We start from the raw sequence: 14,077 nt of genomic DNA on the forward strand, positions 1-14,077 counted from the left end.
TCGGGGTGGGGGCGGGTCCGGTCAGGGGAGTGAGGGGCGGCCGGCGATCGCGTCGTAGACCCTGACGCGCAGACGGCGGCGCCAGCCCTCGCGCTCCTCCCGGACCCGCGCCCGTTCGGCCTTGCGGCTGCCGGGCGGGTAGTGGGCCCGGGCCCAGGGCGAGCCGGGGCGGGCCAGGCGCAGGGCGCCGACCACGGCGAACAGCGGGACGAGGACGCCGAGCAGGCCGGTGAAGGCCTTGCCCTTGCTCAGCGCGACCAGCGCGAAGGCCGAGTTGACGCCGACCACGACCGCGTACGTCCAGCCGGATACGGGAGCGCCGTTCACCGAGGCGTCGTTGACGCCGAACGGCGCGGCTCCCAGCAACAGCAGTCCGCAGACCGCCGCGCCGAGCACCACGGTGTCGACGGAGAGCCGCCCCTCCTCGGACCAGTAGACGTCCCGCAGATGCAGGATCAGGGCGAACTCGTCGAGTACGAGCGCCGTGCCGATGCCGAAGAGTGCGGCCTCGATCTCGGCCCACGGGCGCTCGCCGCCGATCGGCGAGGCGAGGCCGAGACCGCCGATGATCATGAAGACGACGCCGAAGACCACATGGTGGATGTGGAGCCCGCCGGGCGTGACGTTCCTGGGCCACCAGGAGACCTCGGCGCGGATCATCCGCACGCTGAACCGGATGAAGAAGAACGCCCCCAGGAAGCCGAGCAGCAGGAACAGCAGCGGCTGTTTGCCCGGGTCCAGGATCTCGCGCCGGTACCAGTCGCCCATGGGTCAGGCCCGTCCGCCGGGCCGCTGCCGGTCGTCCATGCGGTCGGCCCCTTCCCGTGCCCGTCGCGCTGTGCGCAGCGTAACCAGGGCCGGGCGGACCGGCACGTCGAGGCGCTGTCCGAGGCGCCTCGACGCGGCCGGGCCCGTACGTCAGCCGGTGGCGCCGCGCGTGCGCGCGAGCCGGGCTTCGAGTCCGTCGAGTACGCAGTCGAGGCCGTCGGTGAAGCCGTCGTCGCGGGCGCTGTCCACCTGCTGCTCGCGCTGAAGGGCGTAGAGCCTGCGCAGCCTGGGGTAGGGCTCCACGGCCCGTTCGGCGGCGGGCCACAGGCCGGTCACCCACTCCTGCTCGCTCATACCGCTGCGGGCGAGCGTGGTGAGCCAGGCGGCCTCGGTCGTCGACACTCCGATGGCATACGCGGCGACGGCGTTGACGGCTCGGTCGGCCGCCTCCAGGGTGAACCCGGCCCGCTCGAACACGCCGAGCAGGCCCTCGGACATCCGCATCATGTTGGGCCCGAGCGCGGCCACCCCCGCCTCGCCGAGCACCGACACGATCCACGGGTGGCGGTGGAAGGCGGAGCGCAGGCTCTGGGCGCAGTGGGTGGCGGCCGCGCGCCACTCGTCGGGCGTGTCCGTGGTGTCCGGGACCTCGATCTCGCCGTAGATCTCGTCGACGACGAGCTCGATGAGCTCGTCCTTGTTCGCCACATGGGTGTAGAGCGAGGTGGCGCCGGCGTTGAGGCGGCTGCCGAGTTTGCGCATGCTGAGCGCGTCGATGCCCTCCGCGTCGAGCAGTTCGAGGGCGGCCGAGACGATGTGGTCCCGGCTCAGCGACGGCTGTTCACGCTTGCGGCGCTGGGGGCGGGTCCACACCGAGGGGATGCTCCGCGTCGGCTGGGTTTCGGCCGGCATCCGGCCTCCTCTCTCTCGCGCTCCAGGGTATCCGCTCGACGGCACGTTGTACGTGGCCACGAACGCCGTACGCAGCACGAACAGTGTGTGGCGCGGAGCCGGTCCGTCCGTCTTCGATGGCGGCACCCTCGGCGGCCCGACCTCGCCGGCTGTTCCGGAGCAACTGCCTCCACTTACCGGGACTTGCAGGTCAGGCGGACCCCACCTACGGTTGGCGGGCCGTGGTGTTCGGGAAGACCGGTGCAAGACCGGAGCGGCCCTCGCCACTGTGATCGGGTCCCACGTCGTTCAGGCCATGAACGGCTTCGGGTAGCCCGCCCCGTTGTGCCACTGGTGCCCGCGAGGACACCGGGAAGGCTGGGGCGGTGCGACACCCCGTAAGCCAGGAGACCGGCCACGGCATCTCGCGAAATGATCCACGAGGTGCTGGAGCGTGAACGAATGACCCTGCCCACTCCGTTTCACTGGCGGCGTGAGGACACCGTCCGAACTGCCTGGCTGCTGGCGGTGATAGCCGCCCTGCACATCGTCGCGTTCGGGATCCTCTTCCTGCTGGTGGTGCCGCGCCACTACGAGGTCGGCTCGAAGACGTTCGGCCTCGGCCTCGGCATCACCGCCTACACCCTCGGCATGCGCCATGCCTTCGACGCCGATCACATCGCGGCGATCGACAACACCACCCGCAAACTGATGGCCGACGGCAAGCGGCCGGTGTCGGTGGGCTTCTGGTTCGCCCTCGGGCACTCCAGCGTGGTGGTCGTGATGGCCGCGCTGGTCGCCGGAGGCGCCCAGCTGGCGGGCACCCTGATGAACGACGACTCGCGCACCCACCAGACGCTGGGCGTGGTGGGAACCACCGTCTCCGGCTCGTTCCTCTACCTCATCGCGGCGCTCAACCTCGTCGCTCTCGTCGGCATCCTGCGGGTCTTCCGGGCGATGCGCGCGGGCACGTACGACGAGGTGGAGCTCGAACAGCACCTGGACTCACGCGGGTTCATGAACCGCGTCCTGGGACGCTTCACCAAGTCGATCACCCGCCCCGGCCAGATGTACCCGCTGGGCTTCCTCTTCGGGCTCGGCTTCGACACCGCGACCGAGGTCACCCTGATGGTCATGGCGGGCTCCGGCGCGGCGGCCGGACTGCCCTGGTACGCGGTCCTGTGCCTGCCCCTGCTGTTCGCGGCGGGCATGAGCCTGTTCGACACCATCGACGGTACGTTCATGAACTTCGCCTACCAGTGGGCCTTCTCCAACCCGGTCCGCAAGGTGTTCTACAACCTCACCATCACCGGGCTCTCGATCGCGGTGGCCTTCCTGATCGGCACGATCGAGCTGGTGGGCGTGCTGCACGACAAACTCGACCTGAGTGACGGGCTCACCGGCTGGGTCTCCGGACTCAACCTGGACAACGTCGGGTTCATCATCGTCGGCCTCTTCGTCGCCGTGTGGGCCGCGGCCCTGGCGTACTGGCGGCTGGCCAGGGTCGAGCAGCGCTGGGCGGTGCGGGTCGCCCCGGGGGGTGCCGTGCCCGGCCAGGGCCGGGCGGGTGCGGCACCCGAGGGAGCCGCGCACGACGGGGCGCACGACGGGACCGCACCCGCCGCGGACGTCATCTGAAGGCGACGACGTCGGACTTCGCCCAGTCGGCGAACGGTAGGTGGCTGGTCGCGCGGTTCCCCGCGCCCCTCAAGGGGCGCGGGGAACCGCGGACTTCTGCATGTCCGGGAGGTCAGGTGGCGTCCCGCTCCACCGGGATCCACAGTGCCGCGTCGGCGTGTCCCGCCCGCTCCTGCGGGTACCGCACGCGCAGTATCTCCGGCCCCGGCCTGCTCCGGTACGGGTTGGAGGGGAACCACTCCGTGAACACGTCCCGCCACATGTTCTGGAGCGCCTGCGGGAACGGTCCGGAGCTCTCGAAGACGGCCCACGTACCGGCCGGGACGGTGAGCGCGTCCAGGTCCTCGGGCGGGGTGAGCCCGGTCACCACCGCGTGGTAGTAGTCGAGTTCGGTACCCTCCGCGCGGCTCGGGTCGATGTCGTCGGTGACCGAGACGATCCCCTCGGGTTCCTGGTCGGACAGACCGCTGATCCGCTGCACGGTCTCCTGCCCGAGGTCCTGGATGAACCCGGCGATCGCCGGGTTCACGCCCTCGTGCACCAGCGGGACCCGGGCCTTCTTGCCGACCACCCGGAACTCGTCCTTCTCCACCACTCGGTATCGCATACTGCTGCTCCCTTCGACGATGAGACGGAAGGACATCCGGGGCTGGGAGTGCAGAGCCGCACCGGTGCGGCGGGCCTCGCCGGGCCCGACACCGTGCACGGCCCGGAACGCCCGGGCGAACGCCTCGCCCGAGCCGTATCCGTAACGGACCGCCACTTCCAGCAACGTCCGCTCGTCGGAGAGCACTTCGGCACCCGCGACGGTCATCCGCCGACGCCTGATGTACTCCGAGAGCGGCATCCCGGCGAGCGCCGAGAACATACGCCGGAAGTGGTACTCCGACGTCGCCGCGATCCGCGCCAGCTCGGCCGCCTCGATCGACCGGTCGAGATGGGCCTCGATGTGGTCCATGGCCTGATTGAGCCGTTCCAGCACCCCGGCCTCCTTCCTTGTGATCACCACGTTAGGAAGGACCCACTGTGCCCGACCCGACATCCTGTGCCCGAATCGGTCGGGTGGAGTTCACGGGTACGCGCGCACATACGTACGTCGGTCCGGTCCCAAGGAAATGGGGTCCCGTCGCCCTGCGACGCACGCACCGGCAGATCCACCGGACAGGCCCTGGCCGGATCAGCTCAGCGGCTTCTCCAGGATCGCCTTGCGGTGGCTGAAGGTCTCGATCGAGTAGCGGCCGTGGTAGTTGCCCATGCCGCTCTCGCCGACGCCGCCGAACGGCAGGTCGGAGACGGTGAGATGGGCCAGCGGCAGACCGATGCCGAGGCCTCCGGAGGAGGTTTCGGCGGCGAGGCGGTCCTTGGTGGTGTCCGACTCGGTGAAGGCGTACAGAGCCAGCGGCTTGTCGCGGTCGTTGATGAACTCGATGGCCTCGTCCAGGTCCGCGACGGTGACGATCGGCAGGACCGGGCCGAAGATCTCCTCCTGCATCACCGGCGACTTCGGGTCGACGTCGGCCAGGACGGTCGGAGCCAGGTACTTGGTGGCGCGGTCGCCCTCGCCGCCGACGACCGTCCGGCCGGAGTCGAGCAGCGAGCTCAGCCGGTCGAAGTGGCGTTCGTTGACGATCCGGCCGTACTCGGCGGACGCCTGCGGGTCGGCCCCGTACAGCGCCTCGATGGCGGTGACCAGGGCGGGCTCCAGGGCGCGGGCCGTCTCGGGGTCGGTGAGGACATAGTCGGGCGCGACGCAGGTCTGACCGGCGTTGAGGAACTTGCCGGCCGCGAGCCGGGCGGCGACGGTTTCGATGTCGGCGTCCCGGTCGACGAACACCGGTGACTTGCCGCCCAGTTCGAGGGTGACGGGGGTGAGGTGCTGGACGGCGGCCGTCATCACGATGCGGCCGACGGCGCCGTTGCCGGTGTAGAAGATGTGGTCGAACCGCTCGGCCAGCAGCGCCGTGGTCTCCGGAATCCCGCCTTCCACGACGGCCACCGCGTCCGCGTCGAGGTACTGCGGCAGCAGCCGCGCAAGGACGGCGGAGGTGGCCGGTGCCAGCTCGCTGGGCTTGGCGACCACCGCGTTCCCGGCCGCCAGCGCGCCGATCATCGGCGTGAGCAGCAGCTGCGCGGGATAGTTCCAGGGTGCGATGACCAGGACGACGCCCAGCGGGTCGTACTGCGTCCGGGCCGTCGCCTCGCCCAGGTGCGCGGGTACGGGCGCGGGCTCCGGTCGCAGCCACTCGGCGAGGTGGTCGAGGGTGTGGTCGATCTCCCGGACGGTGAAGCCGATCTCCGTGCGGTGCGCCTCGGCGCTGCTCTTGCCCAGGTCCGCGTGGAGCGCGTCGACGAGCTCGCCGCCGCGCTCGGTGAGCATCTCGCGCAGTCGGCGCAGCTGCGTGGTGCGCCACTCGACGGGCTTGGTGCGACCGGTACGGAAGGTGGCGCGCAGCCGGGCCACGGTGTCGGCGGGCTGCTCCGGGGTGGTGTTCATGGTGCCTCGCTGCTGGGGGGCGCGTACCCGTCGGTCCGCGTCCGGTGATGTCGAGCGATCAGCTCGATGTAAAAGCCAACAGTTCAGGCTGGAAAATAAATTCCCGCTCGCGACCAATCGACCGAAAACTGCGTTCCGTCACCGTACGAGCGCGGAACGCCCCGCTTGGGCGCCGCCCATGGGTTCATCTCGCGTCAACGAAAAATTTCCTACCCGCCAGTAGACATCAGGTCGGAAGGTGATCATTGTTGGCCGTGACCATGTCAATGCCGTGCGGTCGGGGTAGCCGCCGACGCCCGGCGGGACTTTCTGCTTCGTGACCGAGGAGCAACACCCCCCATGCACCGCACCGCTTGGACGACACGCGCCGTAGTCACGGTGGCCGCCGCGGCGACCGCCCTCATCGCCGCCCCCACCGCCTCCGAGGCCGCCCCGCGCACCGTCGCCGTCCAGTCCGCCGGCGCCTCCGCGATCACCGCGCCCAAGGGCGTCGACTACACCACCTGGCTGCACGACGTCGGCGCCGTGGTGGATGTGGCCCGCCCGTACCTCAAGCAGCGCCTCGCCGCGTCCCCCGCGGGCGAGAAGCCCGCGATCGTCCTGGACATCGACAACACGTCCCTTGAGACGGACTTCCACCACTTCTGGACGTTCCCGACGCCGGCCATCCAGTCCATGCACGACATGGTGCGGGAGGCGAACGCCGAGGGCGCCGCCGTCTTCTTCGTGACCGCCCGCCCCGGCATCATCGAGTCCCTCACCTCGTACAACCTCAAGGCAGTGGGCTACCCGGTCACCGGTCTGTACGTACGCGACCTGGACGACCTGTTCGAGAACGTCGCCACGTACAAGACGGAGAAGCGGGCCGAGATCGAGGCGCGCGGCTACACGATCGTCGCGAACTTCGGCAACAACACCACCGACCTGGTCGGCGGTCACGCCGAGCGCAGCTTCAAGCTCCCGGACTACGGCGGCAAGCTGTCCTGACCGTCCGCCCGGACACGCCTGTGCCCCCATGGCCGAGCCATGGGGGCACAGGCATGAGAGGGATCAGCCGAGCACCGGGAAGTTGCTGCGGAAGACGCCCTGCGGGTCACGGCTGCGCTTGACCTCCTGGAGCCGGGCCAGCGCCTCGGGGGCGAAGGCGGCCGAGGCGGAGTCGCCGGGGGAGAGGTATGTGAAGGGCTTGCGGCCGCTCACATACGAGCCGAGCGACTCCACCAGCGCCTCCTGGCGGGCGCCGATGGCCGCCGCGCGGTCCGGCGAGAACGGCACACCGAACATGGAGAGGGTGTACGGCTCGGTCAGCGGACCCTGCGGGTTCTCCGTCGGCCGGGCGAAGGCGCCGCCCAGGTGGCGGATGTGTACACCGAACAGCGGGTCGATCGGCTCCGCGAGCAGCGCGGCGGCGACCTTGTCGTCCAGGTCGGTCAGCAGCTCGGCACGGGTCGCGCTGGGCCCGGGCTCGGTGGGCTCGCCGGTGATGTGCCCGAGATCCGCCACCGCGAGCGCGCCCCGCGTGTCGGTGTTGGCGCCCTCGATCTCGTCGAGGAGGCTCAGCAGCTCCTTGCCCTCGGCCGCGTCGCCCAGGTAGGTGCTGTCCACGGTGACGAGCGAGGGCCCGTTCGGGATCTGCATCAGGTTGAACCAGGCGGTCAGCTCGTCCGGCGCCTCGGCGGTGATCCGGCGGAAGGCGTCCAGGACGCGGGGGGCCTGGCTGCCGTGCCACACCACCCGGCCGCCGTACAGGGCGGGCGCCGGGTGCAGGTCGTACTCGATCGCCGTGACCAGGGCGTAGTCGCCGCCACCGCCGCGCAGCGCCCAGAAGAGCTCGGCGTCGGAGTCGGCGGTGACGCGGGCCCGGGCGCCGTCGGCGGTGACCACGTCGAAGGCGGTGACGCTGTCGGCGGCCCAGCCGAACTTGCGGCCGAACCAGCTGAGCCCGCCGCCCAGGGTGTAGCCGACGACGCTGACGAGCGGGGAGCTGCCGGGCACCCCGGTCAGCCCGAGCGGCCCGGCCACCTCCTGGACCTGGCCGCCGAGGACGCCGGCGCCGACGCGCGCGGTGCGGGCGGCGGCGTCGACGTGCAGCTCGTCGAGCTTGCCGGTGCGCAGGAGGATCACTCCCTCCACGTCACCGCTGGCGCCCCGGCCGCCGGGCTGCGGCGCGACCGAGAGGCCGGCCGCGGCGGCGTACCGCACGACGGCCGAGACGTCGTCGGCGTCCAGGGCCTCGACCACGGCCGAGACCGGCTGTTGCACGGAGAGGTTCCAGGGCTGGCGCGCCTGGTCGAAGCCGTCTTCGCCGGTCAGCAGGACGCTGCCGCGTACCTGGGACCGCAGCTCGGCGAGAGCGTTCGTGCTCATGGTTCTTCCCTACTTCCTCGTCATGCGTGTGCCCCCGGAACCGACCGGCCGGCTTTCGCGATCACTTCCCTGACGGAACGGGCGAGGGAAATGTGACGGGAGGGGTGCGGGAAGTGGGCTACGCCTCTTCCTCCGCCTCGTCCCCGGGCGGGGGCGTCGCGAGGGGGCGCAGCTTCAGCCAGACCAGGAAGAACAGCCCGAGGGCGAGCATCCCGAGCCCCGTCCACAGGTTGATGTGGACGCCCTCGGCCTTCTTGAGATCCGCGTCGGAGGGGTTGATCCCGGCGATCGTGACGATCACTCCGTACAGGGTGAACAGTCCGCCGATGATCCGGCGGATGTCGAAGAGCCGGGCCGCGGTGGCCGACTTCTTCTCCAACTCGGAGACTTCGCGCTGCAGTTCAGACATGTTCCGGGCCTTCGATCGGTTCAGAGCGAGTAGGGCAGGTAGCAGAGCGCGGCGAGGACCACCGCTCCCCAGCCGAGGAGCGCGGGCCTGCGGTACCAGGCGTCGTCGCCGTCGCCGGGCGGCTCCTCCAGTCCCGGCGCGGTCGTCCCGTACACCAGACCGGCGAGCTCGGCCTCGGGCTTCGGCTCGGTGAAGAGAGTGACGACCACCATGACCAGCGCGCCGGCGGCGAAGCCGACGATCGCGGAGACGAAGTTGGCGCCCTGGTCGGTGGGGATGGATATGACGCCCTGCTTGTAGATCCAGAAGTAGTTGAGCATCGCCGCGGTGGTGCCCGCGAGCAGCCCCCACACACCGGACTTCATCGACGCGCGCTTCCAGAACATACCGATGACGAAGACCACGAACATCGGCACGTTGAAGAAGGAGAACAGGGTCTGGAGATACCCCATGATGTTGGAGAACGAGGAGGCGATGAAGGCCGTGCCGATCGAGGCGAGCACCCCGACCGCCGTGATCAGCCGCCCGAAGCGCAGGTAGTACGCGTCCGGCCGGTCCTTGCGCACGTACTTGGCCCAGATGTCGTACGTGAACACGGTGTTGAAGGACGACACATTGGCCGCCATGCCCGCCATGAAGGCGGCGAGCAGACCGGTGACGGCGATGCCGAGCACACCGTTGGGCAGCAGCTCCTGCATCAGATACGGGATGGCGTCGTTGTAGGTGAGGTCCGAGCCCGGGGTGCCGATCTTCGGCACCAGCACGGCGGCGACCAGGCCCGGGATCATCACCAGGAAGACGATGAACATCTTCGGGAACGCGGCGATCAGCGGGGTGCGCTGGGCGGCGCTGAGGTTCTTCGCGGACAGGGCGCGCTGGACCTCGGCGAAGTTGGTGGTCCAGTAGCCGAAGGAGAGCACGAAGCCGAGCCCGAGGATGATCGTCAACCAGTTGGCGCCCAGCGGGTTGGCCTGGCCGATGCCGGTGCCGCCCCACGCGGTGAGGTAGTTGTGGCCGTGCGCGGATTCCAGCGAGTCGCTGAGCTTGCCCCAGCCGCCGACCCGCTTGAGCCCGAGGACGACCAGCGGGATGAGGGCCGCGAGGATCACGAAGAACTGGAGCACTTCGTTGTAGATCGCCGAGGAGAGCCCGCCGACCGTGATGTACGCGAGCACGAAGAGCCCGGCGACGACGATGGCCACCCACTGCGGCCAGCCGAGCAGCGCCTCGACGACGATCGACAGGGCGTAGAGGTTCACCCCCGCGATGAGGATCGCGGCGAACGCGAACAGCGCCGAGCTGAGCAGATGTGCGGATTTGTCGAATCGCTGGAGCAGGAACTCCGGCACCGAGCGGACCTTCGAGCGGTAGTAGAAGGGCATCATCACCAGGCCGAGGAAGACCATGGCCGGGATGGCGCCGATCCAGTACCAGTGGACGACGGCCACGCCGTACTGGGCGCCGGTGGCGGCCATGCCCAGGATCTCGGTGGCGCCCAGGTTGGCGGCGACGAACGCGAGCCCGGTGACCCAGGCGGGCAGTGACCGCCCGGAGAGGAAGAAGTCGAGGCTGGTCCGCACGCTCGCGCGGGCGGCGAAGCCGATGCCCAGGACCACGACGAAGTAGATCGCCAGAATCGTGTAGTCGAGCCCGTTGGTGGGAAGCCGCAGTCCCTCGGCCAGATATTGCATACGTACCCGCTTCGTCGCGCGAACTTGATCGGAACGGAACCTACGCCCCGGCGGTCAGAAACTGAACAGTTTTGTTGGAAATGTTTGTTGGATTGTGATCGAGCACGCGAAGAGGGGTGGCCCGGTGTGAGCCGGGCCGGGGCCGGACCGGGCGGGAGGCGGCGGAAGCTTGGCCCTCGCATGGGCCGTTCCATACCGGCCATGCCCCGGCCGTTCACCGTTGGGCCCCGCCCGATACACGCACCGTCACTACTCATGGGCACACACCCCCCAACCCCAGGTTCCACCTACGTCAGGGGAGACCCGTGAACCGCCGCTTCCTCCGGCTCGCCGCCACCTTCGGCGCGGTCGGCGCGCTCGCCGGAACGACCGTGCTCCAGGCCGGCGCCGCCCCGGCCAAGCAGCACGCCGCCGCCCGGCACGTCCTGCTGATCTCCGTGGACGGCCTGCGCCAGGCCGACCTCGCCCGCTACACCGCACAGCACCCCCACTCCGCGCTCGCCCGCCTCGTGCACGGGGGCACGCAGTACACACACGCCGCGACCACCATCCCCTCGGACTCCTTCCCCGGGATGACCGCCCAGGTCACCGGCGGCGGCCCGGGCACCACCGGCGTCTACTACGACGACTCCTACGACCGGGCGCTGCTCCCGGCCGGCACCACCGACTGCGCCCACGCCAAGCCGGGCGCCGAGGTCGACCTCACCGAGGACCTCGACAAGGACAAGTCGGCGCTCGACGCCGGTCAGGGCCTCACCGGCCTGCCCGGCAGCATCCTGCGCATGACCGGCAGCCCGCAGACGCTGATCAACCCGGCCGCGCTGCCGGTCGCCCCCAAGACCTGCAAGCCGGTGACGCCGCACGCGTATCTGCGGGTCAACACGGTCTTCGACGTGGCGCGCCGGGCGGGGCTACGGACCGCCTGGTCCGACAAGCACGCGGCGTACGACATCCTCAACGGGCCCTCGGGCAACGGCATCCAGGACCTGTTCACGCCGGAGATCAACTCCAACGCCATCGGCTTCCCGAAGGGGACCGACTGGACCAAGGACAACCGGGCCACCGAGCAGTACGACCACTACAAGGTCCAGGCCGTCCGCAACGAGATCGACGGCTACGACCACAGCGGCGCCCACCGCACCGGCACGCCCGCGGTCTTCGGCCTCAACTTCCAGTCCGTCTCCACCGCCCAGAAGCTGCCGTCCTCCGACGGGCTCAAGGGCGGTTACGCGGCCAAGGACGTGCCCGGGCCGCTGCTCGCCAAGAACCTCGACTTCGTCGACGGCGAGATCGGTTCGCTGGTCGCCGAGTTGAAGGCCCGCCACCTCGACTCCAGCACCACCGTCATCCTGTCCGCCAAGCACGGACAGTCGCCCGCCGACCCCGCCGCGCTCACCCGCGTCGACGACGGCCCGCTCCTCGACGGCCTCAACGCGGCGTGGAGGAAGGCGCACCCGGGCGCGGGCGACCTCGTCGCGCACAGCGCGGACGACGACGCCATGCTGCTGTGGCTGAGCGACCGCTCGCAGGCCGCCGCCGAGTTCGCCAGGACGTATCTGCTCGCGCAGCACGGCACCGGCACGGACATCGACGCCAAGCCCAAGGCGTTCACGCGCGGCGGTCTGGCGACGGTGTACGCGGGTGACGCCGCGGCCCACCACTTCGGCGTGCGCCCCGGTGATTCGCGTGTCCCGGACGTTTTCGGCGTGGCCCAGTACGGCGTGGTCTACACCGGCGGCACCAAGAAGATCGCCGAGCACGGCGGGGCCGCCGCCGACGACGTGAACGTCCCGTTGGTCGTCTCCGGCGCGGGCACCCCGGCGGGCGTCCGCGACGCGGCACGCGTCCACACCACCCAGATCGCCCCGACCATCCTGGCCCTGCTCGGCCTCGACCCGCGCGACCTCCAGGCCGTACGTCAGGAGCACACGCGGGTGCTGCCGCTGCGAGGTGGCGCGAACCCCCGCTGAATGGCATGAGTTGCCGCCCATGAAGTCGCGGGCGGGCGCAGAAATCTCCCCGCCGTGGCCGTCGTCGCGTTATGCGCGCCGGCCGCGTGCGGGGTGAATTCATGGGGGGGGGGGGTGAATTCCTGGGCGGTTGGCCCGGTTCGACAAAATGGCGTGGAGTTCGATGACGCTCACGTCATGTGAATGGGGCGTATTGATCACGGGGAATGGTGCCGTCCATGATGCGCCCGGTCGATGATGGGGTCATGACGAGCCCACGCAGCAGAAGAGCCGAGTTGTTCATCGACGCCGAGCGGGATCGGCGGTTCAGCAGCAGTGCCACCGTCGACGAGCGGACCATGCTCGCCGACTTCCTGGCCGCTCAGCGCACGACACTGGAGTTGAAGTGCGCCGGTCTGGAAGCGGAGTTGTCCCGGCGTTCGGTGGCGCCCTCCACGCTGTCGCTGCTTGGCCTGGTGCGCCATCTCGCCGATGTGGAGCGCCGCTGGTTCCGGCAGGTCCTGGCCGGGCAGGACGCGCCGTCCCGGTTCGCCTCGGCGGCGAACCCCGACGGGGACTTCGACGACGCGGTGGCCGATCCCGCCGTCGTCGCACAGGCGTGGGAGGCGTGGCGTGCCGAGGTGGCGTTCGCCGAGAAGTTCGTCGCCGAGGCGCCGGATCTCGATGTCGTGGGCGAGGACACGTGGCGCGGCACGGTGTCGCTGCGCTGGGTCGTCATCCACATGATCGAGGAGTACGCCCGCCACAACGGCCACGCCGATCTGCTCCGCGAGCGGATCGACGGAGCGCGCGGCCTGTGACACGGGCGTGGCCTTTGACGCGGGCGTGGGGGCTGTGGCCGGGGCGGATGGCGTCGCCGCCGGATTCCGCGGTTGCACAGTAAGGAGTCCTGACGCCGTTGCTCGTGTCATATGTTGTTGATCAACGGGCCGATACCCCGAGGCACTTGGGACGTGCTTGAGCGGGGCCTGGGCCGAGGCCCGGCCACGGGGGCCTGTGCGACGACCATGACGAAAGGCGCACTTGATGACTGTCACTGCCGCAGAGAGCTTCGAGGCCGTGTACAAGGGCGAGGGGGCGTTCGCGCTGCCGCCGTGGGACATCGGCGAGCCGCAGCCCGAGTTCGTACGCCTCGTCGAGGCCGGGGACGTCAAGGGGCGGGTGCTCGACGCGGGGTGCGGGACCGGCAGCCTGGCCCTGTACCTGGCGCGCCAGGACCTCGACGTGGTCGCGCTCGACTTCTCGCCGACGGCCGTCGAGTCGGGCCGCCGCAAGGCGGCCGACCAGGGCGTGAGCGTCGAGTTCGGCGTGGCGGACCTGTCGGCCGTGGACGGTTACGAGGCCGAGTTCGACACGATGCTGGACTGCGCCCTGCTGCACGCGCTGGAGGAGCCGGAGCGCGGGCGCTACATCCGTGAGCTCTACCGGATGGCGCGGCCGGGCGGCGTCGCGCACATCCTCACGTTCTCCGAGCGGGTCCCCGACTTCGTCGAGGTCGTCAAGGGCATCGGCCCCCACCGGGCCACCAAGGACGAGCTGTACGGCGAGTTCACGGCGGCGGGCTGGGAGGTGCAGTCGATCGAGCCGGGCACCATCGTCGGGCAGATCGCGGTCACGGAGATGGCCTCCGAGCTGGGCGCCGAGGTCACCACCCGGATCGACCTGCCCTCCTGGCTGCTGAAGGCCCGGCGCCCGCTGTAGCCGCAGAATGTCCGAAATGATCCCGCAAGGACATTTTCTTGCTTATTTCGCCAATGGTGCCGGTGTAGGTGATTGCGTAAATTAGGCGTCATTTACGCATCGGCGGCCGGAATGGCAAATGTGGCCCGGCGGAGTGAAGTGGGTCACG

Annotated in this window: 12 protein-coding genes and 1 riboswitch; of the genes, 5 read left to right on the forward strand and 7 right to left on the reverse strand. The window is 70.0% G+C overall.

What is annotated here, in order from left to right; all coding sequences use genetic code 11:
* Positions 1 to 21: 21 nt before the first annotated feature.
* Both ACGFRG_RS18195 and ACGFRG_RS18200 read right to left on the reverse strand, forming a co-directional pair.
* Complete coding sequence (locus ACGFRG_RS18195) at positions 22 to 768, reverse strand: hypothetical protein (RefSeq protein WP_361421641.1); 747 nt, start codon at positions 766 to 768, stop codon at positions 22 to 24.
* A gap of 150 nt (positions 769 to 918) precedes the next feature.
* The gene (locus ACGFRG_RS18200) at positions 919 to 1,680 is read right to left on the reverse strand and encodes a TetR/AcrR family transcriptional regulator (protein ID WP_361421644.1); all 762 of its coding nucleotides are present in this window, start codon (positions 1,678 to 1,680) and stop codon (positions 919 to 921) included.
* Positions 1,681 to 1,885: 205 nt separating this feature from the next.
* Positions 1,886 to 2,094: riboswitch (cobalamin riboswitch) on the forward strand.
* Here ACGFRG_RS18200 and ACGFRG_RS18205 point away from each other — a divergent pair.
* A complete protein-coding gene (locus ACGFRG_RS18205; RefSeq protein ID WP_393264976.1) occupies positions 2,092 to 3,297 on the forward strand; it encodes a HoxN/HupN/NixA family nickel/cobalt transporter in 1,206 nt (401 codons plus the stop codon). It overlaps the preceding riboswitch by 3 nt.
* Positions 3,298 to 3,409: 112 nt before the next feature.
* Here ACGFRG_RS18205 and ACGFRG_RS18210 read toward each other — a convergent pair whose 3' ends face one another.
* Both ACGFRG_RS18210 and ACGFRG_RS18215 read right to left on the reverse strand, forming a co-directional pair.
* Positions 3,410 to 4,279, reverse strand: a complete 870-nt coding sequence (locus ACGFRG_RS18210) for an AraC family transcriptional regulator (protein WP_361422142.1) — start codon at positions 4,277 to 4,279, stop codon at positions 3,410 to 3,412.
* Positions 4,280 to 4,474: 195 nt separating this feature from the next.
* Positions 4,475 to 5,791 carry an aldehyde dehydrogenase family protein gene (locus tag ACGFRG_RS18215; RefSeq protein WP_393264979.1) on the reverse strand — a complete coding sequence of 439 codons (1,317 nt, stop codon included), beginning with the start codon at positions 5,789 to 5,791 and terminating at the stop codon, positions 4,475 to 4,477.
* Positions 5,792 to 6,130: 339 nt separating this feature from the next.
* Between ACGFRG_RS18215 and ACGFRG_RS18220 the strand changes: the two genes are divergently transcribed.
* Positions 6,131 to 6,778 (forward strand): HAD family acid phosphatase, encoded by a 648-nt coding sequence (locus ACGFRG_RS18220; protein WP_393264981.1) that lies wholly within the window; start codon positions 6,131 to 6,133, stop codon positions 6,776 to 6,778.
* Between the two features lie 63 nt (positions 6,779 to 6,841).
* Here ACGFRG_RS18220 and ACGFRG_RS18225 read toward each other — a convergent pair whose 3' ends face one another.
* The 3 genes from ACGFRG_RS18225 to ACGFRG_RS18235 form a co-directional block, all read right to left on the reverse strand.
* Positions 6,842 to 8,158, reverse strand: coding sequence for an FAD-binding oxidoreductase (locus tag ACGFRG_RS18225; RefSeq protein WP_361421656.1), 1,317 nt, complete (start codon positions 8,156 to 8,158; stop codon positions 6,842 to 6,844).
* 118 nt (positions 8,159 to 8,276) lie between these two features.
* A complete protein-coding gene (locus tag ACGFRG_RS18230; RefSeq protein WP_361421659.1) occupies positions 8,277 to 8,567 on the reverse strand; it encodes a hypothetical protein in 291 nt (96 codons plus the stop codon).
* 20 nt (positions 8,568 to 8,587) lie between these two features.
* Positions 8,588 to 10,258 (reverse strand): sodium:solute symporter family protein, encoded by a 1,671-nt coding sequence (locus ACGFRG_RS18235; RefSeq protein WP_361421662.1) that lies wholly within the window; start codon positions 10,256 to 10,258, stop codon positions 8,588 to 8,590.
* A 305-nt stretch (positions 10,259 to 10,563) separates the two neighbouring features.
* On the opposite strand from ACGFRG_RS18235, the gene ACGFRG_RS18240 reads away from it, so the two are divergent.
* The 3 genes from ACGFRG_RS18240 to ACGFRG_RS18250 all read left to right on the forward strand — a co-directional run bounded on the left by ACGFRG_RS18240 (position 10,564) and on the right by ACGFRG_RS18250 (position 13,929).
* Complete coding sequence (locus ACGFRG_RS18240; RefSeq protein ID WP_393264985.1) at positions 10,564 to 12,228, forward strand: alkaline phosphatase family protein; 1,665 nt, start codon at positions 10,564 to 10,566, stop codon at positions 12,226 to 12,228.
* Between the two features lie 245 nt (positions 12,229 to 12,473).
* On the forward strand, positions 12,474 to 13,028 hold the full coding sequence (locus ACGFRG_RS18245; RefSeq protein WP_361421668.1) for a DinB family protein: 555 nt from the start codon (positions 12,474 to 12,476) through the stop codon (positions 13,026 to 13,028).
* Positions 13,029 to 13,254: 226 nt separating this feature from the next.
* Entirely contained in the window at positions 13,255 to 13,929 is a 675-nt protein-coding gene (locus ACGFRG_RS18250) for a class I SAM-dependent methyltransferase (RefSeq protein ID WP_361421671.1), read from the forward strand.
* Positions 13,930 to 14,077: the final 148 nt, after the last annotated feature.

This window comes from Streptomyces sp. NPDC048696, assembly GCF_043198895.1.
In the GTDB taxonomy this organism is placed as follows: Bacteria; Actinomycetota; Actinomycetes; order Streptomycetales; family Streptomycetaceae; genus Streptomyces.

Excerpts from the sequence above, each read along its gene's own strand:
- ACGFRG_RS18195 (WP_361421641.1), bottom strand. The coding sequence starts at position 768 with ATGGGCGACTGGTACCGGCGCGAGATCCTGGACCCGGGCAAACAGCCG.
- ACGFRG_RS18200 (WP_361421644.1), bottom strand. The coding sequence starts at position 1,680 with ATGCCGGCCGAAACCCAGCCGACGCGGAGCATCCCCTCGGTGTGGACC.
- ACGFRG_RS18205 (WP_393264976.1), top strand. The coding sequence starts at position 2,092 with ATGATCCACGAGGTGCTGGAGCGTGAACGAATGACCCTGCCCACTCCG.
- ACGFRG_RS18215 (WP_393264979.1), bottom strand. The coding sequence starts at position 5,791 with ATGAACACCACCCCGGAGCAGCCCGCCGACACCGTGGCCCGGCTGCGC.
- ACGFRG_RS18220 (WP_393264981.1), top strand. The coding sequence starts at position 6,131 with ATGCACCGCACCGCTTGGACGACACGCGCCGTAGTCACGGTGGCCGCC.
- ACGFRG_RS18225 (WP_361421656.1), bottom strand. The coding sequence starts at position 8,158 with ATGAGCACGAACGCTCTCGCCGAGCTGCGGTCCCAGGTACGCGGCAGC.
- ACGFRG_RS18230 (WP_361421659.1), bottom strand. The coding sequence starts at position 8,567 with ATGTCTGAACTGCAGCGCGAAGTCTCCGAGTTGGAGAAGAAGTCGGCC.
- ACGFRG_RS18235 (WP_361421662.1), bottom strand. The coding sequence starts at position 10,258 with ATGCAATATCTGGCCGAGGGACTGCGGCTTCCCACCAACGGGCTCGAC.
- ACGFRG_RS18245 (WP_361421668.1), top strand. The coding sequence starts at position 12,474 with ATGACGAGCCCACGCAGCAGAAGAGCCGAGTTGTTCATCGACGCCGAG.
- ACGFRG_RS18250 (WP_361421671.1), top strand. The coding sequence starts at position 13,255 with ATGACTGTCACTGCCGCAGAGAGCTTCGAGGCCGTGTACAAGGGCGAG.